This window comes from Bacillus sp. LNXM65, assembly GCF_002998575.1.
GTDB lineage: Bacteria > Bacillota > Bacilli > Bacillales > Bacillaceae > Bacillus.
Map to the genome: position 1 here is coordinate 324074 of NZ_PVRB01000003.1, position 24574 is coordinate 348647.

A 24574-nucleotide genomic window follows, 5' to 3' on the forward strand; every position below is an offset into this window, starting at 1 on the left:
GCTGTCCCATGAGGAGGTGGAGCGTTTGAGTCTTCTTTGGGTTTTTTATGAGGAGGATTATCAAACCGTCCGTTTAGACGAGCAGTTCAATCGAGAAGCTGTGATTGGACCTGAAATAGAGCATACGGTGACAATCCCTACACTTTCGTTTGATGAAGGGGTCATCCGTTTATCTCCCGATGAACCGAATGATGGCTTTTCCATTTATCAGGGTGAAGGGAAGAAAGGCACATTACTTCTACATGAACCATATAAACTTGGATCACTTACACTTATGTTAATGGAAGCACATCATGACCAACACATTTATTACCTAGGAAATAGAGTCGAGCTGTCTTTTTCACGTGAGGAAAAAGATGGTATTGATGTGTGGAAAGAACAAGCGCATTCCATGTTTCAAGATGCGAGCCAGTTTACTTTGGAGAAGATCGAAGGAACTTGGTATGTCATGCCTCAGGACGAGACGATTTATGTGAACGGGAAAAAAATCCATGGTCCAGAGAAGGTTTATACTGGAGATGAACTGTTCTGGAACTTTCTAACGGTGACATTGAAAGATGATGATTTATTGCAGGTGACTGCATATGAACCATTTCAAACACGTTTGGAAAAAACAAGAGCACCAAGCACAGAAACAAAACAAAAATATCCTTTATATAGACGAACACCTCGTTTAATTTATGACCTGCCAGATGACCGGGTATCCTTTAGCTTTCCTTCGCAGGAGAGTGAAAATAACAGCAGAGGGCTTTGGCTTGTTGTCCTTCCGCCGCTTGTGATGCTTCTTGTGATGGGGATTGTCGCTCTTGTCCAGCCACGCGGGATCTTTATTATCGTGTCGATGGCGATGTTTATCATGACATTAATCACATCGTCCGTTCAATACTTTAAAGAGAAATCACAACGCAAAAGACGGGAAGAGAAACGGCAGCGAGTCTATTCTCTATACTTAGAAAATAAACGAAAAGAGCTGCAAGAGCTCTACGACCGCCAGCAATATATTTTGACGTATCATTATCCGTCATTTGAACAAATGAAGTACTTAACGTCAGAAATTAGCGGCCGAATTTGGGAAAAAACACTTGTGAGTGACGATTTCTTGCAGCTGCGTCTTGGGACGGGTGCAGTCCCATCAAGCTATGAATTATCGATGAGCGGCGGCGATATGGCCAATCGTGACATGGATGACTTAATGGAACAAACGCAGCACATGCAAAAGGTCTATCGTGAAGTGAAGGATGTACCCATTACATTTGGTCTTGCAGATGGCCCAACAGGCTTGATTGGAAAGCCAGCGATTGTGAAAAAGGAGCTTCATCAGCTTGTTGGACAGCTTGCTTTCTCGCACAGCTATCACGATTTGAGATTTGTCTTTATCTTTCATGAGCAGGAGTATGAGAATTGGGAATGGATGAAATGGCTTCCGCATTTCCAGCTGCCTCATACATACGGCAAAGGGTTTATTTACAACGAACAAACACGCGATCAGCTGTTGTCCTCGATTTATGAAATTTTACGTGAACGTGATTTAGAAGAAGAAAAAGAGAAAAAAATCTTTACGCCTCACTTTGTGTTTATCGTGACAAATCACGAGCTTATTGCTGAACATGTGATTTTAGAATATTTAGAAGGCAGCCGGACAGACCTTGGCATCTCAATTATTTTTGCTGCTGAAACAAAGGAAAGCTTAGCTGAAAATATCTCGACGCTTGTCCGTTATATTAACGAAGAAGAAGGAGATATTCTCATTCAGCACAAGAAAGCCGTCCGAATTCCATTTCAGCTTGATACACATGAGCGCGGGGACAATGAGCTGTTTGCCAGAACGCTGAGAACATTAGATCATCAAGTTGGCATGACCAATTCGATTCCTGAAACGGTCTCCTTCCTTGACCTTTTTCATGCCAAACAGGTAGACGAGATTGGTATTCGTGAAAAATGGCTCACATCAGAAACGGCCAAATCACTATCTGTGCCAATCGGTTATAAAGGGAAAAATGACATTGTGGATCTGAATCTGCATGAAAAAGCACACGGTCCGCACGGCCTGTTGGCGGGAACAACAGGATCAGGGAAAAGTGAATTTTTACAGACGTACATTTTATCGCTCGCTGTACACTTTCACCCGCATGAAGTCGCTTTCCTGCTGATTGACTATAAAGGAGGCGGAATGGCGCAGCCGTTCCGAAATATTCCTCATTTACTTGGCACCATCACCAATATTGAAGGCAGCAAAAACTTTAGTGAAAGAGCGCTTGCCTCAATTAAAAGTGAATTGAAGAAAAGACAACGGTTGTTTGATCAATATCATGTGAATCACATCAATGATTATACGAAGCTCTATAAGGAGAAAAAGGCTGAACAGGCAATGCCTCATTTATTCTTAATCTCTGATGAGTTTGCTGAATTAAAAAGTGAAGAGCCGGACTTTATCAGGGAGCTTGTCAGTGCTGCACGTATCGGCCGAAGCCTCGGGGTCCATCTCATTTTGGCTACCCAAAAGCCAGGCGGAGTCATCGATGATCAGATTTGGAGTAACTCCCGCTTTAAGGTCGCACTAAAAGTACAAGATGCGTCAGACAGTAAGGAAATATTGAAAAATAGTGATGCGGCGTCCATTACCGTTACAGGCCGCGGCTACTTACAAGTGGGAAACAATGAAATTTATGAATTGTTCCAATCAGCTTGGAGCGGTGCGCCATATATGGAAGATGGCTACGGATCAGAAGATGACATTGCCATTGTGACAGATACTGGACTCATTCCGTTATCAGGGGTAAGTACAGAGCCGGCAGTGAAGAAAGAGACAGTATCGGAGATTTCTGCTGTTGTGGATGAAATTGAACGTATGCAGCAGGAGCTTGGGATTGAGAAGCTTCCAAGTCCATGGCTTCCACCGCTTGAAGAACGGATTCCAAAAACACGTTATGCGTCGAGTGAAGAGCATGTCTTCCATTTTGCGCTTGTCGATGAGCCAGATCAGCAAAGCCAGCATCCACTTTCTTATCAAATGATGGAAGATGGGAACATTGGCATCTTCGGTTCCTCCGGCTACGGCAAATCACTTGCTGCGACAACACTGCTCATGAGCTTTGCGGAGAGATATTCACCTGAAGAATGGCATGCGTATATTTATGACTTCGGAAACGGGACATTGCTTCCGTTAGCCAAGCTGCCGCACACGGCGGATTATTTCTTAATGGATCAAATGAGAAAGATTCAAAAGTCAATGACGCGTTTGCGGGAAGAGGTTGAATACCGCAAGCGGTTATTCAGGCAGCAAGAAATGAGTCATATCAAAATGTACAACGCCTTAAATGAGAAAAAGCTCCCGTTCATTTTCATCGTGATCGACAACTTTGACATTGTCAAAGACGAAATGCATGAACTTGAATCTGAATTTATCCAGCTGAGCCGTGATGGACAATCATTAGGAATTTACTTCTTGATTACAGCGACTCGGGTAAACGCAGTCCGCCAATCTCTTATGAATAACCTGAAAACAAAGGTTGTTCATTACTTAATGGATCAAGGAGAGGCGTATTCGATTATTGGCAGACCGAAATTCAGCTTAGAACCGATTCCAGGACGAGTCATTATCAATAAAGAAGAGCTTTACTTTGCGCAAATGTTCCTGCCAGTTGAAGGAGAGAACGATCTCGAACTGTTTGAGCATTTGAAAGAAGAGATACAGCTTCTTCATGATCGCTTTGAATCAGCTGAAAAACCAAAGCCTGTGCCAATGCTTCCTGATAAACTGACCATTTGGGAGCTGGAGAGTCGTTTAGAAGAACAAAAACAGCCGTATGACATTCCAGTCGGACTAGATGAGGAATCTGTTGCACCTGTTTACTTTGACTTGAAAAAGAATAAACACTGCCTCATCATCGGTCAAACGCAGCGAGGGAAAACAAATGTGACAAAACTGATGCTTGATCAGCTTTTAGCAGCAAGACCTGAGAAGCTGGCCGTGTTTGATTCGATTGATCGGGGTCTTTCCCATTATGCAAAGGAAGAGAATATCGATTACCTTGAAACAAAAGATGATATCACTGAATGGGCAGAGGAAATAGACCGTTTATTCAAGGTGCGGGAAGAGATGTACGTCGAAGCTGTACGCAGGGGAGAGACCGATCAGTTGTCGTTCCCTCAAATTGTGCTTGTGATTGATGGCATTACGCGTTTTCAGCAGACGATCGATCCGCGTCTTCAAGATCAATTGGCTGATTTCATGAAGTCATATGCACACCTAGGCTTTAGCCTGATCGCATCAGGGAATCATACCGAATTCAGTAAAGGCTATGATGCACTCACAAACGAAATTAAACAAGTTCGTCATGCCATGTTACTCATGAAAAAATCAGAGCAAAACATCATACCGCTTCCATATGCAAGACAAGAACCAGACATTCAGCCAGGGTTCGGGTATTTGGTTGAAAACGGGAAAGAGAAGAAAATCCAGGTTCCTTTATGTGCGGTAGAAAGGAAGAGTGTTCAATGACAGAGCAGCAAAAAAGCTCCATCAAAATCGTATCGACCATGATATTGATTCTTGTTCTGCCGGTTTTATTTTTCCACCTCATTGGAGATGACCCGGCAAAACAGAAAAAGAATGCCACACGTAATATTGCTGTGGTCAATGAAGATATGGGAGCGAGCGAAAGTGAAAACACCGCTCGTTTCGGACAGGATGTCGTGGCAGCATTATCAGAGCGTCCAGATTATACATGGACCGTAGTGAATCGCAGTGCGGCGGAAAATGGACTGAAAAACAGAAAGTATGACGCTGTCCTCTATATTCCGTCTGATTTCTCTAAAAATGTGCTCAGCTATGATAAAGACCACCCTGAAAAGGCATCCATTCAATTTTCTATTCAAGACCAGCTCAATTCAGTCAATAAAGAGAAAGTGCAAAGAGAGCTGGAAAATGCGCAAAAGAAAATGAATGAACAGATGTCAACGTTATACTGGAGTTTTGTATCACAGGAAATCGGCAATGTTAGAGAAGAGTTTGAGCATATTGTCGGCAAAGAAGTCGAATTCCAAAACACAATGTATAATTTCTATAAGCCGAACTCAAACAAACTATCAGATGCCGTTCAGCAGCAGAAGAAACAAATAGAAGAATTAAAAAATGCGATGACCGACTCACAGAAGCAGTATAAAGACGGTTTGAGTACAACAGAAGAAGCTAAGAACCAGTTAAAGGACTTTGTGAAAGCAGTCGATCAATACCAGCAGTATCAAGACAAACAAAAGGATCTCTTGATCAAAGCGCAATCGACAAGTCAAAAACAAATCCAGCAAGGGCTCAAACAGCTTGCTGATATTCAAAACCAAAATGCCCGCAGCTTTAGTGATCAAATGGGCGGACTAAAAACAGACATCAACGGGGTACAAAGTCAGCTGAACACAACTGACAGCGCCATTCAATCTGTTCAAAAGTCAAGAGAGGACGCCATTCCTAAGCAAGCAACGGGATTAACTAAGCTTGTTCAGGAGTCTCAGGAAGAACTGATTAGAAATTATGAGAAACAATATCTAGCTTATATGGGAAACAAAATATATCGCCAGCAAGAACAAATAAAAACCTCAAGAAAAAAATTGACTAAAGTAAAGGAAGAGCCAGAGGATCCAAATGAAGATACGAACAATAAGGATGAAGAACCTCAAAATCCCTCTGATGATTTAAAAATAAATCTTGAAGACGAAACAAAAAAAATAACTGAAATCTCAACAGAAATAAGTCAATTGGCAGACGAAATGACAGAAAATGAAGAGCCAAAGGATCCAGTTACTGAACAAGAGGAAATAAACTCTGATCAAACAACTGAAACAAAATCAATTTCAACTCAACCGAAAGAACAATTAAAAGCTCTTTCTTTGAAATTAGAAGATATTAAGAAAAATATAGAGGATAAAACAACAGCTCATAATGATCAATTAGAGGGAAAAGTAGACCAATTGAGCAAGGAATTAAAATCTTTAAAAGTTAAAATAAATTTATTAGAGAAGAAAATAATAGAGATAGAAACTAAATCTAATAAAGATATTGATAGTATAAAGAAACAAATCACAAACCAAGAATCTTCTATTACACGTAAATTAGAGGAGTTACAAACAAATCAATCTCCATTAAATAAATATACATCTAACATGGAGAAACTTATAGATTTTAATACAAAATCAACAGTTGTATCTAACCTATTAGATTATTCAAATGAATTAGCACAGTATGAAGCGTTACTTAATAGTTTCTACACAAATTCTTCATCCCTACTAGACATTAAGAAAGAGGAAATAGAATCCATCCTCTCCATCAAAAAAGAGGAAACAGAAAACTGGGATACGCTCAAAAAACAAATGCTGACGTCAAACGATGATGTGTCTACTTTTATTGATGAGATGCAGAAGTTTTCAGATGGCTATGCAGAATACATTTTGACTCAGCAGGCAAGCATGGAACAGGAATTAAATACAATCTCTGAAAGTGCGGACAATGTTGCGGAGCAAATGGCTGATCAAGGAGATGCAGTGTATACGGCAGACCTTGCAGGCAGTTCAATTGTTGTCAGTGCACAGGATTCAATTGGACAGGAAGTGCTTCGTCTTTCTGAAAATATGAGTTCGTTAACCGACCGCCAAAAAGGGGTGGCGGATTATACGAATAACATTGAAGAGAGTGTGACAACAGTTCAAGAAAAAGCGGATACGCTGAATGAAAACTGGAGTAAGAATGTCAACTCTACGAAGCTTGTTCAGCAAGATTTGAAAGGTATTTTAGGAAACACATTGAGTGATCAAGGCAACAGCAACTATGTGTATAACCACTTAGCCAATCCGCTGAAAATCAGCGGTGATGTGCCGGAAGAAAAAACGCAGACGGTACCGCCAGTGGTCATTTTGGTCATTGTGATGATCAGCAGTTTGTTAATTGGCTTTTTCAGCTCGTATTATGCGGCAGCTCCGATGCTGGTTAAAGGTGCACTGTTTGGCATCTTAAATCTATTAGTCGGACTCATGATCAGCTTGTTTGGACTGAACATTTACAAGCTTGCAGATGATCAAGCGATTCAGTGGTCCATTTTCACGATTTTACTATTAGTGGCTTGTTCCGCCTTTATTCGCACGGCGTTCCTTTTCGGCTATATTGCCGGATGGATGGCAGCAACGGCGCTTATTTTCTTCTTTGTCGCACCATTAATTGATTTGGTGATGCCGAATTTCCATTTCATAAATCCAGTGACAGACGTGTACCTGTCCATCCAATATGGAAATGGAGATCACTTTGGAATGGGTGTTATAGGATTAGTGATTTTAACTGTCCTCTTCATGGCTATCCCGCTTGTGACAAAGTTATGGAAAGATAAAACGGAGGAACGTGATGTGACTCATGAGGCTTAATCTGTTCGTGAAAGGGGTGGCACTTGGTGTCATGTCCCTTTTTCTCCTCATTCCTGCTGCTTTCGCTGCTGGTGAAGATACGGATACAAATGTCAAGCCGAATGAATATCAGGAAAAAGAACTCAATATTAACTCAAGTATATTGAGGGATCAAACGAAATACGAACAAAGCAAAAAGACATCAACAGTCAAAACAGACATTCATTTTGCTGAACCGCCTAAAACTCCGGGAGGGTCTCTTTCTCCGCAGCTTTTCAGTGATCTAAAAGAGAACCCGCCCAAAACATCAGCTCACATGATGGAAGAGATGAATATCTCTTTTCGTGATGCCGCTGTATCAGCACCTTCTGGCGATGATCACAAGAAGCAGACATCAGCACTGCTTCCGATCATCTTTGGTTTCTTAATCGTCTTTGGTATTGTCGTGATGTTCATTCTGATTCCTAAGGTGAATGTGAAGGCTGAAAAGAAATAGCCTGTCTCTTTGAAAAGAGGCAGGCTTTTCTTATGCAGATTGCTTGATGTCATACCGTTCCACTACGTAAAATAGTGTTATCAAGGGAGGAGATTGTCATTCGAATTTCAATCGTTACAGGCGGATCAAAAGGATTTGGTCTAGCACTTGTGAACCGGCTGCTTTCACGCGGGGACCATGTGTATACGGCAGCAAGAAGTGCATCGCCGATTTACCATCCGGAGCTCACACATACACAGGTCGACCTGACAGATGAGAAAGCAGCAGCCAAATGGCTTCAAGATAGTCTCACGCCGCAAACACTGGCAGCTGCTGATGACATCTTATTCGTCAATAATGCAGGCATGGTGACACCTATCAAACGTGTGGGGCAAGGCGGACAGGATACGCTTCATCAGCATTATACGTTGAATCTTGTCATCCCTGTTTTGCTGAGCCATGTTTTTACCAAGCAGACTCAATCATATAGCGGAAAGAAAACGATCGTTCACCTTTCTTCTGGAGCGGCGAAAAACCCTTATAAAGGCTGGAGTGCGTATTGCAGCTCAAAGGCAGGACTTGATATGTTTATGAGGACTTTGCATGAGGAACAGCAGGACGAGGCGTATCCAATCAACACGTTTTCATTTTCCCCCGGAACCATTGATACAGATATGCAGGGGGAGATTCGGAAGTCATCAAAACAGGACTTCGAACAAATTGACCGTTTTCAGCAATTATATGAAACAGGCACGCTGAAGAGTCCAGATGAAGTCGCAGGTATTTTGCTCGATCTTTTAGCGGATGATCCAGCTGGCGGATGCGTATACGATGCACGTGAGTATGTGAAAAAGCAGTCATAACGACTGTAGCAGCGTGAAGACAAACCCTCGCATTCGGTGTCAGTCCTGCATGCCGGTGCTCACGAATCTCAAATTCGCTCCGCGCCAGCTAGACTTCAAGGGTTTTCATATCACACTGTAAAGAAGAAAAAAGCAGTCATCACGACTGCTTTTTTTCGTCTTGTACAAGCAAAACCAGTTGATTTGACATAAGCTAATCTTGAGACTCATAGAAAATATAACAGAACATTTGAGTTTCTTTTCAGAATATGTTAGGATGCTAAAAATATAGATAAGGAGGGGTTTCCATGAGAAAGGTTACATTAATGGATGTTTACACCCATCCAGTTGCTCAAAAGTATTTAAATCGTTCAGGAAAAGCCCATGCGATTGCTTGTGCTTATCACGCATTCAAGCTGGCGATGCAGGCGGGAATTAACCCAGATCTGGCTGTGAAAGCAGCACTCTTGCATGATATCGGCCACTATGAATGGTATACAGCCGGCGGAGAATGGGATTACGAGACATATAGAAGAAATGATATTCATGCCATTAAAGGTGCAGAGCGGGCACACAAACTGCTCATACGGCTCGGGGAGGAACCAAAAGCAGCCAAAGATATTGCACTTGCGATTCTGCTTCATACGGATTCATATTTGCCAGAGGGCGACCTCCATAAGGACACACTCCAGCAAATTGTGAAGAAAGCAGATGAAATGGATGAAGAGCCTGGCGGACACCACCATTACAGACAAATAGACGAATCATTGGCAATGAAAAAGATTGCCGATTTGGATCAGAAAGTGCAGCAGGCACTCCAGCCCATGAAACGCTCTGTTTAGTATGGAATGTCTCCATGAATCGTTCCGTGCTGATCGACATACAACGTGCGAATAACGGTACGGTTAAACGCAGATGTTCCTGACGTAGTGAGTCCGGTGTAATGCACCGTGACGGAATAAGCACCTTCTTTTTTCAATTGAATGGCTGATGAGGTACTTGTTTTCAGTGGATGATCCTTTTGTGCATCTTTAAAGTAATTGGTTTCCACTGATTTGCTTAACCGTTTAATCAGACCGCTTGAATGGGTCGATGCATCCCCTGACTTCGATGCAGCTGCTTTAATTTCTTCATTTAATGGTGAATCAAAGGATACAAGCAGCAGATAAGGAGCCTTTTTTCCTGAATTCGATCGAATCGTCCATTTTCCAGGAACGGGCTTATTGATTTGCACATGGTGTGAATATGCGCCTTCATATGGGAAAGATGCTTCCGATGTCTTAAGGTTTGTTAAGACGTCTCCATTTGGGGCGATGATTTCTGGCCGCGTCTCCTGCCTTTCATTTAACCACTGAATCGATAAGCCATTCGTTCCTTCCTCTACATAGAACGCTTCTGTTTTATCCTTTTCACTTTCTCCACCTTTCACATAAACATCTGTATTCAGCTCAGCAGAAACGGGCTCTTGTTCCTCTTTATTTTCATTTTCAGCGCTTGCGACATTTGCCATAAGCTGATGCTGGAACACAGGAAACATACTTGTGCCGTTTTTGATTGAATGATGATCCCATTTTCCTGTTAAAATATTGTTTGCATACGATAGTCTTGTGCTGTTTACCGTGACGGCGCCATCATTTGCACCAAAGCTCTTTAAATACATGCCGCCTAAATACAGCACACCGCCAAATGTTCCCCATTCCGAGCCAGAGTAGGTGACATATTTATTGGGAAACGCCTCCAGCTGGTCGGTTTCACTTCGAAAAGCCGCCATCAGACCGGTTTGCAAAGAATAAAGCGCGTCGCTTTTTTGTCCAAGAATTTGCGCGAGCCAGCTTCCGCCCTTGCTATACGCTAGATCCGCAAGCGGTGTCCCGTTATGAGGAGAGCCGAGAGTAATGACCTTTTCCACATAGGGATGGGCTTTGAAATACACCAGTGCGGACTGTGTATCGACCCCGCCTTTACTATGACCAATCACAATGAGTTTTCTACCAAACGCATCATAGATTTCTTTGAGCTTTTCTGCTAATAGTTTGCCGTTCTTTTTCATGTCCTGATCTGGATGCAAATCTATGAATGCGCTTTCGTATCCGTTCAGAACAGCCTGCTTTGCCATATCGTTTCGATCGGACCAAGTGGAGGAGGAGCTGTTAATGCCATGAACAAAAACAAGTGGTGGTTTTGATTCGTCTTTTTGAACGGGCTCTTCTCCTTTAAACCACTTCCCCGGCGTCCCAGGTGGATCTCCAATTGTGCCTGCATACGCATAACTTGCAGAGGATAGAAAGAGCATGACAGCAACAATACAGATGAGTTTTTTCAAGACAATTCACCTCTTCGAATGATTTAAATTGTTGGCAGCACCAATCTATTATACTTCTAAAAAATGTAAAAACGCACTATTTGTAAAAATACGGTATTAATGTTGTGGGTTTGCCCTGAGTGACATTCACATGGGTTCATGCATACGCTGTGGGTAAATACACAAGTAAAGGGGCAGGTAGGATGGCACAACAAGGAAGTCCACAGCTTGTTTCATTAGTTGATCCATATGTTTATCAAACATTGCAGAAAGTGGTCGGTATGAGATTAATTGTGCAAACAGTGAAAGATACGGTGCGTGGGAAATTGAAGGAAGTTATGCCGGATCATATTGTGATTGAAGCGGGGGCGAAATCAGTTTTTTATGTGCGGATCCAGCAAATCGTGTCGGTGATGCCTGATCACAGTGAAAGAGTGTAACAAGCAGACGCATAGATGTCTGCTTTTTTTCATGCTTATAGAATGTATATCTGGAAAAAGTGCATGATATACCAATTGTTCTTTTTTTTTCAAAAAATGAGGTTCTAAAACAAGAAGCAGTTGACAGAAGGTGGGTTGAATAGTAGTTTTTTAATAAGATCAATACGTAACAGGAGGAGCATCTTTGTTAAAATCTAAAGTTCATTTTTGGACATTCCAAATATTACTTGTTTTACTCATTGTCTATGTATCAACTAAGGTTTCGTTTTTATTTCAGCCGATTATTTTATTTGCATCAACACTGTTTGTCCCCATCTTACTGGCGGGTATTCTCTTTTTCATCTTTAATCCAATTGTTCGATTTTTGTCCAAGAAAATTCCTAGGACACTCGCTATCCTGATCATTTATCTCTTGTTCATTGGACTCATCACGTTTATCGTCAATGCTGCTGGACCGGTGATTGTCTCGCAGGTCGGTGGACTTGTCAAAAGCTTCCCTGGTTATGTGACGGACATGCAGAAGTTTATCAATGACTTTTCGCATTCTAAAACATTTACTTGGATGATGAACCAAGATTATGTGTCTGTCTCAAAATTTGAACAGACGATCGTTTCGACATTAAAAGATTTGCCGGAAAATATCGCTTCAAGTATGTCTGCTGTGTTTGGCGTGATTGCCAATATCGCCTTAGCCGTCATCACAGTTCCGTTCATTTTGTTTTATATGCTGAAAGACGGGCATAAGTTTCCGGACAAGCTCGTTCAATTTTTGCCAATGCCTTACCGTAAGGAAGGGTTGAAAATTTTTAAAGAATTAAACGACACACTTGCGGCTTACATACAGGGGCAGATTGTTGTCTGTTTATTTGTTGGAGTGGCTTGTTTTATCGGATACTTATTAATTGGTGTGAAATATGCGCTTATTCTCGGTATTATCATTGCGGTCACAAATGTGATCCCGTACCTTGGACCATATCTTGGCGCGGCACCAGCTGTGCTGATTGCCTTTCTTGATTCGCCTGGAAAAGCAGTGGTGACAGTGATTGTGATTCTTGTCGTTCAGCAAATTGACGGAAATGTCATTTCTCCATTGATCATTGGGAAACGCCTTAACACACACCCTTTGACCATTATCCTGCTGTTAATTGGGGCAGGAAGCTTTGGCGGCATCCTTGGCATGATCTTTGCGGTTCCTGTCTATGCACTGCTCAAAGCGATCACCTTGAATATTGTCAGATTGGTTCAGCTGCGTCAGCGGTCTCGTAAAGAACAGCATTTAAACGTATAGGGCAGATGCACAACTTTTCCCTTTTTGCATAAGATGGTTGACATAAGCAGATAGGGGGAGATTCTGATGCCTGCAATCGTTGGACCTATTCATATCGAGTCATTAGGAGGAAACGGTGCAGCTACTTTCGGTGATGTACTGGCCATTGCCCCTTTGGCTGTAAACCACTCCACTGGCGGGGCGGGAGCCTTTAATTCAGGTGATTATATGTCTCTTACAAGTGATCCTAATGCGACGATGCTTTGGGACTTCACATTGTTTGACCAGCCTCAATCATTTAATGCATAGAAAGACAGCTGGTGATCAAATATCAGCTGTCTTTTTTTATTTGTGATACACGTATTGTTGAGCTGGGCAAATGATGTGGATAGAAAAGGTGGTGGACAATGCCAGCGATTGTTGGACCTATTCATATAGATCGTGTGTACGGAAATGGGGCGGCACATTTCGGCGGTGTTTTTCCCATTTCGCCAAAAAGTGTTGATTACTCCGCCGGTGGTTCAGGTACCTATAATGCAGGGGACCTCGTCCAATTTTTTAACAGTCCAAACGTCACATTTGTTTGGGATTTAAATCTTATTAGTCAGCAAAGAGCTTCAATGCGTAGCCAGCTTTGAAAGGGATTTCCTTTTCAGAAGCTGTCTTTTTTTATGGTACAATGGATATGGATGTAAGAAGAAAAAAGAGGTGTGAACAGAGTCAAATGAAAATTAGAAAAGCACACATCACAAGCCGGCAACCAAAGACCTACAATGTATATTTACATGAAAATAAAAAAGAATATAAAACGCTTGTTGCCGTACCTGACATTGAATGGAGTATATCCATTGCGTACGAGGACGAAAAAGAGCAGCTGATCCATACGCTCGAGCAATCCTTAATGGAAAGAGCAGAAACAGACGAAGCCCGTGAGCTTGCACTAAAGATTGTGCACTGGGTCACAGAAATGTAAATTTTAAAACCAGGAGTGAAAACAGCGATGAAAGAAGAATCCGTAGACTTTTATTTGCAGCAAGGAATATTTGGACATGCTGAAACAAAACCCGATGAACGAAGAATGTTTCTCGGTTCATTAAGGGAACGAGCGCTTCTCGCCCTGACAAAGGGACAGGTATTACGAAATAAACCGTATCAAGAGGTAGAACAAGTCTTAAAGTCCAACCGTCAGGCCACTGTTCTTTTAAATGGTGAGTTGTCCTATGCATCTTATTCTCAATATGTGAAAATGGCTAATGCCGCTGGTTGTTCCTTTAAAGTGGTGAATCATTATGAGGCGCATTCTCCTTTTGGTCTTGTGATAGAGCTATCAAATGCGGTCAATCAAGAGCACATCTATATAGAAGATGAGCTGTTTCAGAAGGCTTTTTCTCACGAATCTGTTGAATAGGTTTCCCTAGTGAAATGAATAGGCTATAATGAGTCAAAAGAGCATATGGGAGAGATGCGGATGGGCAAAGCATTGGTTTGTATTGATTATACCGTTGATTTTGTTGCAGACGATGGAAAATTGACATGCGGAAAGCCTGGACAGGCGATTGAGCCTAAGGTCACAGAGATCACTTCTTCGTTTATTGATGAAGGACACTTTGTCGTCTTTGCAGTCGATCATCATGAAGAGCAGGACCCTTATCATCCAGAGACAAAGTTATTTCCGCCCCATAATATTCGCGGGACAAAGGGAATTGAACTTTATGGCAAACTAAGTTCACTATTTCACACGTCAAAACATTTAAAGCATGTCTACTATATGGAAAAAACAAGATACTCTGCTTTTGCAGGCACTCAATTAGAAATGAAACTGCGCGAACGCGGCATCACTGAACTTCATTTAGCCGGCGTATGTACCGATATTTGTGTACTTCATACAGCTGTTGATGCGTACAATAAAGGCTTCGAACTTGTGATTCACCAGAATGCTGTAGCGAGTTTTAATGAAGCGGGGCACGAGTGGGCACTTTCTCACTTTGAGCAGTCGCTTGGTGCGAAAGTGGTTAAGTAAGGGAAGGAGAATGGAAGTTGGAGCATCGGTTTATTGACGACAGTTTATCACTACATACAGATCTTTATCAAATTAACATGGCAGAAACGTATTGGAGAGACGGCATTCATGAGAAGAAGGCAGTTTTTGAACTCTTCTTCAGAAAGCTTCCATTTGACAATGGCTTCGCTGTATTTGCTGGTTTAGAGAAAGCGATTGAATATTTATCGGACTTCTCCTTCACCGAAAGTGATCTAGCGTATTTAAAAGATGAACTCGGTTATAAAAGCGATTTCATTGATTATTTAAGCGGGTTGTCCTTTACAGGAACACTTCATTCAATGCGGGAAGGCGAAATTGTCTTTGCAAATGAACCGATCATGCGCATCGAGGCAACGCTTGTAGAAGCGCAGCTAATCGAAACAGCCTTGCTGAATATTGTGAATTTCCAAACGCTGATCGCAACAAAGGCGGCTCGGATTAAAGGAATCATTGAAGATGAGACAGCACTAGAATTCGGAACAAGACGTGCGCATGAAATGGATGCAGCGATGTGGGGAGCAAGAGCGGCACTCATCGGCGGCTTCCAGGCGACAAGTAATGTTCGTGCTGGGAAGCGCTTCAACATTCCAGTGTCAGGAACTCATGCCCATGCGCTTGTACAAGCATACCGCGATGAATATACGGCATTTAAAAAATATGCTGAAACCCATACAGACTGTGTCTTTTTAGTCGATACGTATGATACCGTGAGATCCGGTATTCCGAATGCCATTAAGGTAGCGAAAGAATTCGGAGACAAAATCAACTTTATTGGTGTCAGACTTGATAGCGGTGACCTTGCATACTTGTCTAAAAAAGCTAGAACGATGCTGGATGATGCAGGATTCCATGATGCAAAAGTCATTGCATCGAGCGATCTTGATGAACATACCATCATGAATTTAAAAGCACAGGGTGCCAAAATTGATGTGTGGGGTGTTGGGACAAAGCTGATCACAGCATTTGATCAGCCAGCTCTTGGTGCAGTGTATAAACTCGTATCTATTGAAGAAAATGGAAAAATGAACGATACCATTAAAATTTCGTCTAACCCAGAGAAAGTGACAACACCAGGACGTAAACGTGTGTACCGCATCATCAATCAATTGAATCATCATTCTGAGGGTGACTACATTGCGCTCGAAGAGGAAGATGTTCATAGTGAGGATAAACTGAAAATGTTCCACCCTGTGCATACATTTATCAGCAAATTTGTTACAAACTTTGTGGCTAAGGATCTTCATGTCCCTATTTTCGAACAAGGAAAACTTGTATATGACAATCCGGATATTCAAACGATTCAAGCCTATGTGCAGGATAGCCTCGGACTTTTCTGGGAGGAATATAAACGAATCAGCAAACCAGAAGAATATCCAGTCGATTTGAGTCAAAAATGCTGGGATAACAAGATGCAGTTTATCCATGACGTGAAAAATAAAATTAAAAAAGAGCTTTATGAAAGCTAATTGGAAGAAAAGGAGATCATCAAGCCGGGTGATCTCTTTTTTTATTTTTTGACCGATTCAAAGTGAACCATAAGCACAATCATTTGGTATACTGAAAGCACATCTTGTTTGTCATTGCATAAAGGAGGATTGGAGCAGTTGAGGGTGTTTGTTGCGAGACAGCCTATTTTTAACAGAAAAGAACAAGTCGTATCATATGAGCTGCTTTATAGAGATAGTGAAACCAATACATATAGCGCTGAAGACGGTGACCAAGCGACAACGGACCTCATTATAAATAGCTTTTTAAATATCGGTATCGAAACATTGACAGAGGGCAAACGATGCTACATTAATTTCACCGAAAGCTTACTTTCGTCTGATCTGCTCACCTATTTTGATCCGCATCAGCTTGTGATCGAGATATTAGAAAATGTACCGATTACCCCGGCACTTATTATGAGATGTAAGCAGTTAAAAAAATGGGGATATACGATTGCACTTGATGATTTTTTTCTAAGCGGAACACATTTTAGTGACAAGTTGCTTGACGAACTCCTCTATTGCATTGATATTTTAAAAATTGACTTTCTGAAGACCACATCGGAAGAACGAAGAAATATTCTACATACGTATAAAAAATATCGACTTCGCTTCCTTGCAGAAAAGGTGGAAACGCGAAGAGAGTATGAAGAAGCGCTAGAAGCCGGCTTCCATTTGTTTCAAGGGTATTTCTTTAGCGAGCCTCGTGTCATATCAGGACGAGCATTATCGACCAGCTTCCATGCGTACCACCAGCTCTTAAATGAGCTGAGCAAGGAACAGCCGAATATCCAGGTCGTGACCCATTTTATTGAAAGTGACCTTTCGCTGTCATATCAATTATTAAAAATGCTGAATTCAGGCGGCATGAGACGTCTTTATCAAATCAAAAGTATCCGGCAGGCGATTATCCTGCTTGGGTTTAATGAAATTCGGCGCTGGATCTTTATTCTTTCATTTAAAGAACTGAATGTCCAAGCCAACTCAAGCCAAAAAGAAATTATCAAAATGTCATTCATTCGGGCGAAAACGTGTGAACTGATTGCGAGTCGTACTGAACGAGAGCACCCAGCCTCTTATATGCTGACAGGTATGTTTTCTCTCATTGATACGCTTGTCAGGGCAGATATTACAGAACTTGTGAAAGAGCTGCCGCTTTCTGATGAAGTTGGTGAGGCACTGCTTGGCTATGAAAATGATTATTCATTTGTGCTAGGTGTAGCCAAACGGATTGAACGAAATGAATGGGATGATGAGATGTTAAATGGGGAACTCCCGAAGCAAGAAGCCTACGGCTGTTATATAGAAGCCATTGAATGGTGTCATAAAATGTTTGAATCTTAAGAAAAGCCGCTCACGTCAGAGCGGCTTTTTTTGTTATGCCCACTGTAAAAGAAGAAAAAGTCTGCTAGAGGCGAGAGACAAGTAGATACGAATGCCTTCTGGACTAAAGCGGATGTCAATGCCACTTTTCACACCGATTTGCTTCAGCATTCGGATGACACTTGTCGAATCAGAGCGCTCAGCAGCCTCCATGATGCGCTGTGCAAATGAAAGCGAGCTGGAAATCTGCTGTGTAATGAGTGAAGCATCAGCAACAAGTCGGGCTGATTCTTTTGCGGCTCGTTGAAACGAGTGGGCATCTACTGGAGGAAAAGTCATAGGTGTGCGCGGGTATGCATGGCTCATTGCGGGGACCTGCAAAGCAGGATAAGGAACATAGTAAAACATATGGTCACCTCTTCTCTCATTGACGTGAAATTGGACGGATATCTGTTTTAAATGTATGTAGAAAATCAGAATAAAGAATCAAAATGATCTTTCTATCTTTATAAATCCAACATAAAAATAGGTACTTTTGCGGTCAATTTCGGTGAATGTCGCCAAAAAATTGCGGTGTCCACAATAGGGTCTGTCGTCTGACCTATAACACGCAAAACCGAGGATATGGAAGGGATCATACGTTCTGATGTGAGAAAAGTATGACGAATGATGCCTATTCTTGTCGCAAAAATGACGCAGTTCCTTTGAAATTGAGATAAAAGTATGATTTGAAAAGTCAGAAAATGATGAAAAAAGACCTATTGAATTTTGCGGTATCACGCACACATTTTGTGCATACTTTTCGGTGAAAAAATACTCAATTACATTTACACTGTTAGTAGCAGATCAAATACTTATGACCCAATCACCATACACAAATACATTGATCTTCCAAAAAAGGAGAGTGGAATCGATGGAAAAGTATGAAATCGAAGAACTTAAACAATTATTATGGAAACTTGAAAACGAAATTAGAGAAACAACGGCTTCTCTTCATAACATTAACAAAAGCATTGATCAATACGACAAATATGAATATGTGAAAATTTCTTAAAGACTTGATAATCATCAAGTCTTTTTTTTATCCAAATACATACAAAAAAAGGATATATTATTATATAATTGTTAAATAGTGATGTCAGTGGACATTTGCTCATGTCTTTTTAGTAAAATAAAAGGCGGAAGGGTGAGGTACAAGAGCGAGTATGCTAAACTATCTAGAGAATACAAAAATCAAGCAGAATATGTCTGATTTTATTCAACATGCAGTCAGGCAGAAGGATTTACAACAACTGCTTCTAGAATTTACAGATAGAAAGAATGAATTTCCCTTTGGGCAATTGGCTTACAAGCATTATGAGGCATTTGGCGGACAAGACAAGCAAGCGATTACACAATTGTCAGCAGGGATTGAACTTCTCATCTTATCAGCCGATATATTAGATGATATTGAAGATCAGGACAATGATTCGTATCCTTGGATGAACGTCGACCAAGGAGTGGCCATCAATGCTTCTACGTATTTGTATACGCTGAGTACCCAATTCATCATATCAATAGGTGAAAATGATTCTCAACTAATTGAGAAACTGTTCCAACTCATCAAATGGTCAATGGAAGGACAACATGAGGATTTGCGTCATATGCATGAAACAGAAGAAGAGTGTGTAGAGGTGTTAAGGAAAAAATCAGGATCATTAACAGCTCTTTCTAGTGTACTGGGTGTTTATTTAGCGACGAGAAAAATCAACTCAACTGTGGAATCATATTCAATATGTTATGGTGTTGCTGAACAGATCAGTAACGATTTTTTTGCGTTATTTTCGAAAACAAACGGAGATTTTCTAAAAAAACAAACGCTGGCATTTAGCTATTTACAAAGAGGTTTTAACGATGCCAGTCAAGAGCTTCTTACGTTCTTTTCCGGTCGTTTAGATGAGTCAGAACAAAAGTCATTTCAGCTGAAGCAGAAATTACTTGAAGCTGGTTTGACTCAGTACATGGTATCAATGAGAGAGATTATGCTGTTAAAAATGAGGCAAGGGATTGAACAACTTGATTTACCTAAAACAAATAAGGAACAATTGTATGCATTTATGACAAAGGAGGGCAATGATTGAACATTCAAAATGTTATTGCATATTTAATGAATAATCCTAGTGTTGTGAATGAATTGGACTTAGGGAATGCAAGTTTAATTCACACAGATGAGCAAACCATGAAAGCAATCATTCAGGGCATTAAAAAAGGGCAAATGTCTGCAGATTATATATGGTACTATAAATGATACTATTCATTTAAAAATGATTTAAAAGTTCTCCAGTTAAGGATGTTTTATACATGAAGATAACTTATACGAAACTATCTGCTTTTTTGGTTTTTCTGTCTTTTTTATTTGTGATCTATGTTTCATATATTTATGTATTTGATATTTTTAATGGAGCACATGTAGCGGAGAACAAGAACGGTCAAGCAGAAGTTGTCAAAGTTGAATATCTTTCTTTAGCCTACACATCAGGATTAGAAGAAGGAGATATTATACTTAAAATCAATGGGGAACCTGCTAACAACAAAGATCATTTGATCAATGGTGAGCTTAGGAATGTGCAAAGAATTGATATTCAAAGAGGCAACCAAATGATCACCCTTAAAAATAAGACATTGATTGGTCAAGAAAGTTTATTTGTCTATTTAATTCCTCTCGTCCTGTATTCAATTTGTTTATTTTGTATCTTCTTTATCATTAGAATTAACAAAGAGGTCCAACGAAAATCAGCATTTCTTTTAGTTTTATTTTTATTAACGATTTGTATCGGATATCTTAGTGCAGGTACTTCAGGTATTGGTGATAGATTTAGCCATTATGTGATCACATTTTGTTTATCAAGTGTATTTATCTTTTATATTCATTTCATTTATCAATATTTCAAAGAATTTGACCTGCGTATAACGACTAAAAATATGATACGTATTTTATACAGTCTTCCACTAATTAATCTGGTGATAGAGCTAGCAGTTCCAATAGATTCAGCGATAGCAAGATACATGCCAAGTTTAAATCTTTTATTCTTTTTCGCTTCTATTATCATGTCATTCAAAGTGATTATCAATGGAATGCGGAAATATAAAGAGACAGAGCAGGGGTCTGTTTTAAAGTTTTTTGTCATGATTAATATCATAGCCTTTTGTCCATTTATATTTTTATTTGCAATTCCATATGTTTTATTTCGTATTTATGTGGTAGATCCCTTTTTCTTAACTTCTTTTGTCTTGCTCATTCCTTTTTCACTCGTGTATCAATTCATGACAAACAAGCTTTACAATATGGATTTTTTGATTAGTAGACTGAAATACTATGGCTTTCTAGCCATCACACCGACCATTTTTGTTGTTGTCACGTTTTATATTCTGCAAAAACCAGAAGATTTGAAGTACACACTGAAGCTCGCATTAATCACCTACGCGCTCATGCTGGCTGTTTTCTATTTCAAAGAAATTCTAGATTTCCGTTTTCGTCTGAAGCGTTTTTCAGAGAAGCATAATTACCAGGACAGCGTGTTTAAATTTACGCAGCTTATTCGTGAGGCGTCATCACTTCATCAAGTGCTGTATCATTTGAAATACACCATTTTAGAAGTGCTTGTTGTTAATAAAGCCTTTGTGCTTGAAGTGAAGCCAGATGGACAGATTGAAGAGATTGATGAATCTTCAGGTGATAGCAATCTATGGAAAGAGTATGTGGATCAATTTCAGGATATTTTAGGGGAAGTCGGGAAAATCATTGAGCTTGATAAAGGGTTTATGATGAAAATTGGCGAGCGGGGCGGTCACTCGTTTATGATTTGCTGTTTATCCAATTTACAGACACCGAAATTGACGCGTGATGAGATTTCTTGGCTGAAAACATTGGCTTTTTATACAAGTGTCAGTTTAGAAAATGTCGTCAAGATCGAAGAATTGATGGAGCATCTTGAAGATTTGAAGCAGCGTGAAGCGAATCCTGCTTGGCTGAAAAAAGTCATGTTTGCGATGGAAGAAAAACAGCGCTCCGATTTAGCAAGGGATCTTCATGATTCCGTGCTGCAGGATTTGATATCACTGAAAAGACAGTCAGAGATGTTTTTAACGAATTTCCAAAACGATCAATGCCCAACGTCTATTGAACAATCGCTTATCTCATGGAATGAACAAATGTCTAAGGTGATTCAAACCACGAGAGAAACATGTCATGAACTTCGGCCGCAGCTGCTGTACGATTTAGGTTTAGTCAAGGCGATGTCGAAGCTGACTTCTCAAATTCAGGAGGAAGCACCGTTTCATATCCGGCTGAATACAACACGCTTTGATAAAGAACTGGACATTGATATTGATTCACAGCTGAATATTTACCGAATTGTTCAGGAGCTGTTATCCAATGCCCTGAAGCACTCCCAAGCCACTCAAGTGTTAGTGATGCTGATTTGTATTAAAGATCAGGTTGTTCTTCACTACGAGGATGATGGAGTCGGTTTTGATGCAAGCCATCTTGATCAGCACACCATGAGCATGGGCCTCTCGGGAATCAGAGAACGAGTCAAGGCGTTAAATGGGAAGCTTCACATTCACACAGCCCCAGAAAAAGGACTGAAGGTGAAAATTGAAATGGAATTGTAACGATTTATTAAGGAATAAGACTTGGCATCTGCCAAGTCTTTTATATAAAATGGAAGTGAGTGATTTAAAGGGAGGAAGACATGAAGAAGATATTGGTCATTGATGATCATCCGGCTGTCATGGAAGGGACAAAAAGCATATTAGAATCAGATCAGCAGCTATCAGTCGATTGTTTAAGTCCTGATGCAGAAGCCGCCTTTTTAAAGACGCATGACTTTTCCATCTATGATGTGATTTTGATGGATTTAAATCTCGGGGATATCAATGGAATGGACATTGCGAAACAAATTCTAGAAACCAACCAGCAAGTGAAAATTATCATTTATACAGGGTATGAAGTAGATGATTATTTTGAAGAGGCCATTCGGGCTGGATTGCACGGTGCAATTAGTAAAACAGAGACAAAAGACAAAATTATTGAATACATACACCGCACATTGCAAGGAGAAGTTGTCATTCAGCTATCCTATTTAAAGAAATTAATTTCACAGCAGCAAGAAAAGCCAGAACAGGCGCAGCAGACCGATCATGAGCTGTTAACAGAGCGAGAGTGTTTGATCCTCAGAGAAGTGGAAAAAGGATACACGAACCAAGAGATTGCCGATGTGCTTCATTTGAGCAAACGCTCGATTGAATACAGCTTGACGTCCATCTTTAATAAGCTGAATGTTGGCTCTCGAACCGAAGCGGTGTTAATTGCAAAATCTGAAAGTGTGCTGTAAACGTGTGAAGGGAGAGAACCCTGATGGAAGTGAGTGGATCAAATACACTGCTTGAGGCACTTGGGATTGAGATTGTAGAGTGTAATAAGTCACGATGCGTGGCGACAATGCCAGTCGATCACAGAACAAAACAGCCATTTGGACTGCTGCACGGAGGAGCATCTGCTGCTCTAGCAGAAACAGTGGCAAGCATGGGGGCTGCAGCTCATTTAGACTTAACTCAGCAAGTTTGCTCAGGGATTGAAATCAATGCCAATCATTTAAAATCTGTACGTGATGGAGTAGTGACAGCGACGGCTGTTCCTGTACATGTAGGGCGCCGTACAATGGTATTTCAAATTGATATTAAAGATGATCGGGACCGGCACATCTGTACGTCAAGATGCACACTTGCTGTCATTGATCGCATATAAAAAAGCTCCCGGTGCAGCGGAAGCTTTTTTTAGGTTGGATTGATCCATAAAATGTTTTTTTTATAGAAATAAAAGAAGGACCTCACATGTGAGGTCCTTCTTTCGGTTTATAAGTACGAGTCTTCTTTTCGTTTAATCACGAAGTTACGAAAACCACCATAATCATCTTGTACACTTCGTTTGTCCATCTTGACTCCAGTATTGTAGGCGGCTCTTCCGATCAAGTGTGCGCCGACCGGAGCTGTTAAAAAGATAAAGACAATCCCAAGTAGAATCTTCGCAGAAATAATGCCTGCAAGAAACCATTCGTGAAAGAATACCCCAACTAATATGAGGACAACACCAAGTGTCGATGCTTTTGATGCAGCATGCATTCGTGTATAAACATCTGGCAGGCGAAGAACGCCAATGGCTGAAATGAGACAAAGGATGGCGCCAAGCAGGATAAAGAAAATGACAATAGCTTTAGCGATGACGATCATTTTCAATCACTTCCCCTTTCTCAAGGAATTTGGAAAAAGCGACAGTGCCGATAAAGGCAAGGATACCGAGCAGTAAAATAATTTCAAAGAACGTTGTCGTTTTCAGCAAAATGGAAACGATGGCTGTCATCCCAATTAAATTGATTCCTATCGCATCAAGTGCACTTACACGATCAGGAATAGAGGGACCTTTGATAACCCGTATAACAAAAAGAAGGGTGGACAGTGCAAGAATGCCAAGTGACATTTGTAATATGAGCTCCATTACTTACCACTCACCTCCTGAATCGCTTTTTCAAATGAAACCCGGATATCGTGAATGGCTTTTTCTGCATCTTCAATATCCATCGCATGAATGTACAAAATTGAACGATCATCAGAAATATCAATGACGAGTGTACCTGGTGTCAATGTAATCATGTTAGCCAGTATGGTGATTTCCCAATCCGTTTTCAAGTCCGTACGAAAGGCGAAAATACCGGGCTTAATTGTGAGCTTTGGAGATAATACGGTCTTTAATACACTTAAATTGGCAAGAAGCAGCTCCCGAATAAAAATCAATACGAGCTTGAAAATCGCAAAAAGGGCATAGCCGTAAAAACGCTGCGGGAAAAATCGCCGAAACATAAAAATGGCGACCATCCCTAGTACAAAGCCTGATACAAAGTCTGCGGCTCTGTAAGTATCATTCATAAACATCCATGTAAAGGCGAGGAGAGCGTTTAGTAATATTTGAAAGGCCAT

The 24574-nt window shown here is 40.8% G+C and carries 25 protein-coding genes; 20 read left to right on the forward strand and 5 right to left on the reverse strand.

The window, feature by feature from the left end:
* Positions 1–25: 25 nt before the first annotated feature.
* From essC to C6Y03_RS07730, 5 genes are all read left to right on the forward strand, one after another.
* Positions 26–4501, forward strand: a complete 4476-nt coding sequence (gene essC / locus C6Y03_RS07710; protein WP_106039124.1) for a type VII secretion protein EssC — start codon at positions 26–28, stop codon at positions 4499–4501.
* Entirely contained in the window at positions 4498–7404 is a 2907-nt protein-coding gene (gene esaA / locus C6Y03_RS07715; protein WP_106039125.1) for a type VII secretion protein EsaA, read from the forward strand. Before essC ends, esaA begins: the two co-directional genes overlap by 4 nt.
* Positions 7394–7879, forward strand: coding sequence for a type VII secretion protein EssA (gene essA / locus C6Y03_RS07720; protein ID WP_034659843.1), 486 nt, complete (start codon positions 7394–7396; stop codon positions 7877–7879). The genes esaA and essA overlap by 11 nt, the downstream gene beginning before the upstream one ends.
* A 98-nt stretch (positions 7880–7977) precedes the next feature.
* On the forward strand, positions 7978–8721 hold the full coding sequence (locus tag C6Y03_RS07725) for a (S)-benzoin forming benzil reductase (RefSeq protein ID WP_034660685.1): 744 nt from the start codon (positions 7978–7980) through the stop codon (positions 8719–8721).
* A gap of 287 nt (positions 8722–9008) precedes the next feature.
* Complete coding sequence (locus C6Y03_RS07730) at positions 9009–9542, forward strand: HD domain-containing protein (RefSeq protein WP_060597222.1); 534 nt, start codon at positions 9009–9011, stop codon at positions 9540–9542.
* Here the strand turns inward: C6Y03_RS07730 and C6Y03_RS07735 are convergent.
* Positions 9539–11023: an esterase/lipase family protein gene (locus C6Y03_RS07735; protein WP_034659840.1), complete on the reverse strand. Its 1485-nt coding sequence runs from the start codon at positions 11021–11023 to the stop codon at positions 9539–9541. The genes C6Y03_RS07730 and C6Y03_RS07735 overlap by 4 nt on opposite strands.
* 182 nt (positions 11024–11205) lie before the next feature.
* Here C6Y03_RS07735 and C6Y03_RS07740 point away from each other — a divergent pair, with 182 nt between their 5' ends.
* The 9 genes from C6Y03_RS07740 (at position 11206) to C6Y03_RS07780 (ending at position 17581) form a co-directional block, all read left to right on the forward strand.
* Entirely contained in the window at positions 11206–11442 is a 237-nt protein-coding gene (locus C6Y03_RS07740; RefSeq protein ID WP_003213721.1) for a YuzF family protein, read from the forward strand.
* A gap of 184 nt (positions 11443–11626) precedes the next feature.
* The gene (locus C6Y03_RS07745; protein WP_034659839.1) at positions 11627–12730 is read left to right on the forward strand and encodes an AI-2E family transporter; all 1104 of its coding nucleotides are present in this window, start codon (positions 11627–11629) and stop codon (positions 12728–12730) included.
* A 66-nt stretch (positions 12731–12796) separates the two neighbouring features.
* Positions 12797–13018 (forward strand): spore germination protein, encoded by a 222-nt coding sequence (locus tag C6Y03_RS07750; protein ID WP_034659837.1) that lies wholly within the window; start codon positions 12797–12799, stop codon positions 13016–13018.
* Between the two features lie 98 nt (positions 13019–13116).
* Positions 13117–13347: a spore germination protein gene (locus tag C6Y03_RS07755; RefSeq protein WP_034659835.1), complete on the forward strand. Its 231-nt coding sequence runs from the start codon at positions 13117–13119 to the stop codon at positions 13345–13347.
* Positions 13348–13433: 86 nt separating this feature from the next.
* Entirely contained in the window at positions 13434–13682 is a 249-nt protein-coding gene (locus C6Y03_RS07760; RefSeq protein ID WP_034660684.1) for a YueH family protein, read from the forward strand.
* Positions 13683–13709: 27 nt separating this feature from the next.
* Positions 13710–14117, forward strand: coding sequence for a YueI family protein (locus tag C6Y03_RS07765; protein ID WP_034659833.1), 408 nt, complete (start codon positions 13710–13712; stop codon positions 14115–14117).
* Between the two features lie 60 nt (positions 14118–14177).
* Entirely contained in the window at positions 14178–14729 is a 552-nt protein-coding gene (locus C6Y03_RS07770; RefSeq protein ID WP_034659832.1) for a cysteine hydrolase family protein, read from the forward strand.
* Positions 14730–14746: 17 nt separating this feature from the next.
* Complete coding sequence (locus C6Y03_RS07775) at positions 14747–16216, forward strand: nicotinate phosphoribosyltransferase (protein ID WP_034659831.1); 1470 nt, start codon at positions 14747–14749, stop codon at positions 16214–16216.
* 138 nt (positions 16217–16354) lie between these two features.
* Complete coding sequence (locus C6Y03_RS07780) at positions 16355–17581, forward strand: EAL and HDOD domain-containing protein (RefSeq protein WP_034659830.1); 1227 nt, start codon at positions 16355–16357, stop codon at positions 17579–17581.
* Positions 17582–17614: 33 nt separating this feature from the next.
* On the opposite strand, the gene C6Y03_RS07785 is transcribed toward C6Y03_RS07780, so the two are convergent.
* Positions 17615–17968 (reverse strand): YuzC family spore coat inner layer protein, encoded by a 354-nt coding sequence (locus tag C6Y03_RS07785; RefSeq protein WP_060597216.1) that lies wholly within the window; start codon positions 17966–17968, stop codon positions 17615–17617.
* A 505-nt stretch (positions 17969–18473) separates the two neighbouring features.
* On the opposite strand from C6Y03_RS07785, the gene degQ reads away from it, so the two are divergent.
* The 6 genes from degQ to C6Y03_RS07815 all read left to right on the forward strand — a co-directional run bounded on the left by degQ (position 18474) and on the right by C6Y03_RS07815 (position 23348).
* Positions 18474–18614, forward strand: coding sequence for a degradation enzyme regulation protein DegQ (gene degQ, locus C6Y03_RS07790; protein WP_003213123.1), 141 nt, complete (start codon positions 18474–18476; stop codon positions 18612–18614).
* A gap of 151 nt (positions 18615–18765) precedes the next feature.
* Complete coding sequence (locus tag C6Y03_RS07795) at positions 18766–19680, forward strand: polyprenyl synthetase family protein (protein WP_034659828.1); 915 nt, start codon at positions 18766–18768, stop codon at positions 19678–19680.
* Complete coding sequence (locus tag C6Y03_RS07800; RefSeq protein ID WP_080869541.1) at positions 19677–19847, forward strand: competence pheromone ComX; 171 nt, start codon at positions 19677–19679, stop codon at positions 19845–19847. The genes C6Y03_RS07795 and C6Y03_RS07800 overlap by 4 nt, the downstream gene beginning before the upstream one ends.
* 53 nt (positions 19848–19900) lie before the next feature.
* Positions 19901–22213, forward strand: coding sequence for an ATP-binding protein (locus C6Y03_RS07805; protein WP_034659826.1), 2313 nt, complete (start codon positions 19901–19903; stop codon positions 22211–22213).
* A gap of 80 nt (positions 22214–22293) precedes the next feature.
* Positions 22294–22935: a two-component system response regulator ComA gene (comA, locus tag C6Y03_RS07810; RefSeq protein ID WP_058013793.1), complete on the forward strand. Its 642-nt coding sequence runs from the start codon at positions 22294–22296 to the stop codon at positions 22933–22935.
* Between the two features lie 23 nt (positions 22936–22958).
* Entirely contained in the window at positions 22959–23348 is a 390-nt protein-coding gene (locus C6Y03_RS07815) for a hotdog fold thioesterase (RefSeq protein ID WP_034659822.1), read from the forward strand.
* 107 nt (positions 23349–23455) lie between these two features.
* On the opposite strand, the gene mnhG is transcribed toward C6Y03_RS07815, so the two are convergent.
* From mnhG to C6Y03_RS07830, 3 genes are read right to left on the reverse strand one after another with little or no spacing between them, the layout of a single operon-like run.
* On the reverse strand, positions 23456–23830 hold the full coding sequence (gene mnhG, locus C6Y03_RS07820; protein WP_003213369.1) for a monovalent cation/H(+) antiporter subunit G: 375 nt from the start codon (positions 23828–23830) through the stop codon (positions 23456–23458).
* Complete coding sequence (locus tag C6Y03_RS07825) at positions 23814–24095, reverse strand: Na(+)/H(+) antiporter subunit F1 (protein WP_008345849.1); 282 nt, start codon at positions 24093–24095, stop codon at positions 23814–23816. The genes mnhG and C6Y03_RS07825 overlap by 17 nt, the downstream gene beginning before the upstream one ends.
* Complete coding sequence (locus C6Y03_RS07830; RefSeq protein WP_034659819.1) at positions 24095–24574, reverse strand: Na+/H+ antiporter subunit E; 480 nt, start codon at positions 24572–24574, stop codon at positions 24095–24097. Before C6Y03_RS07830 ends, C6Y03_RS07825 begins: the two co-directional genes overlap by 1 nt.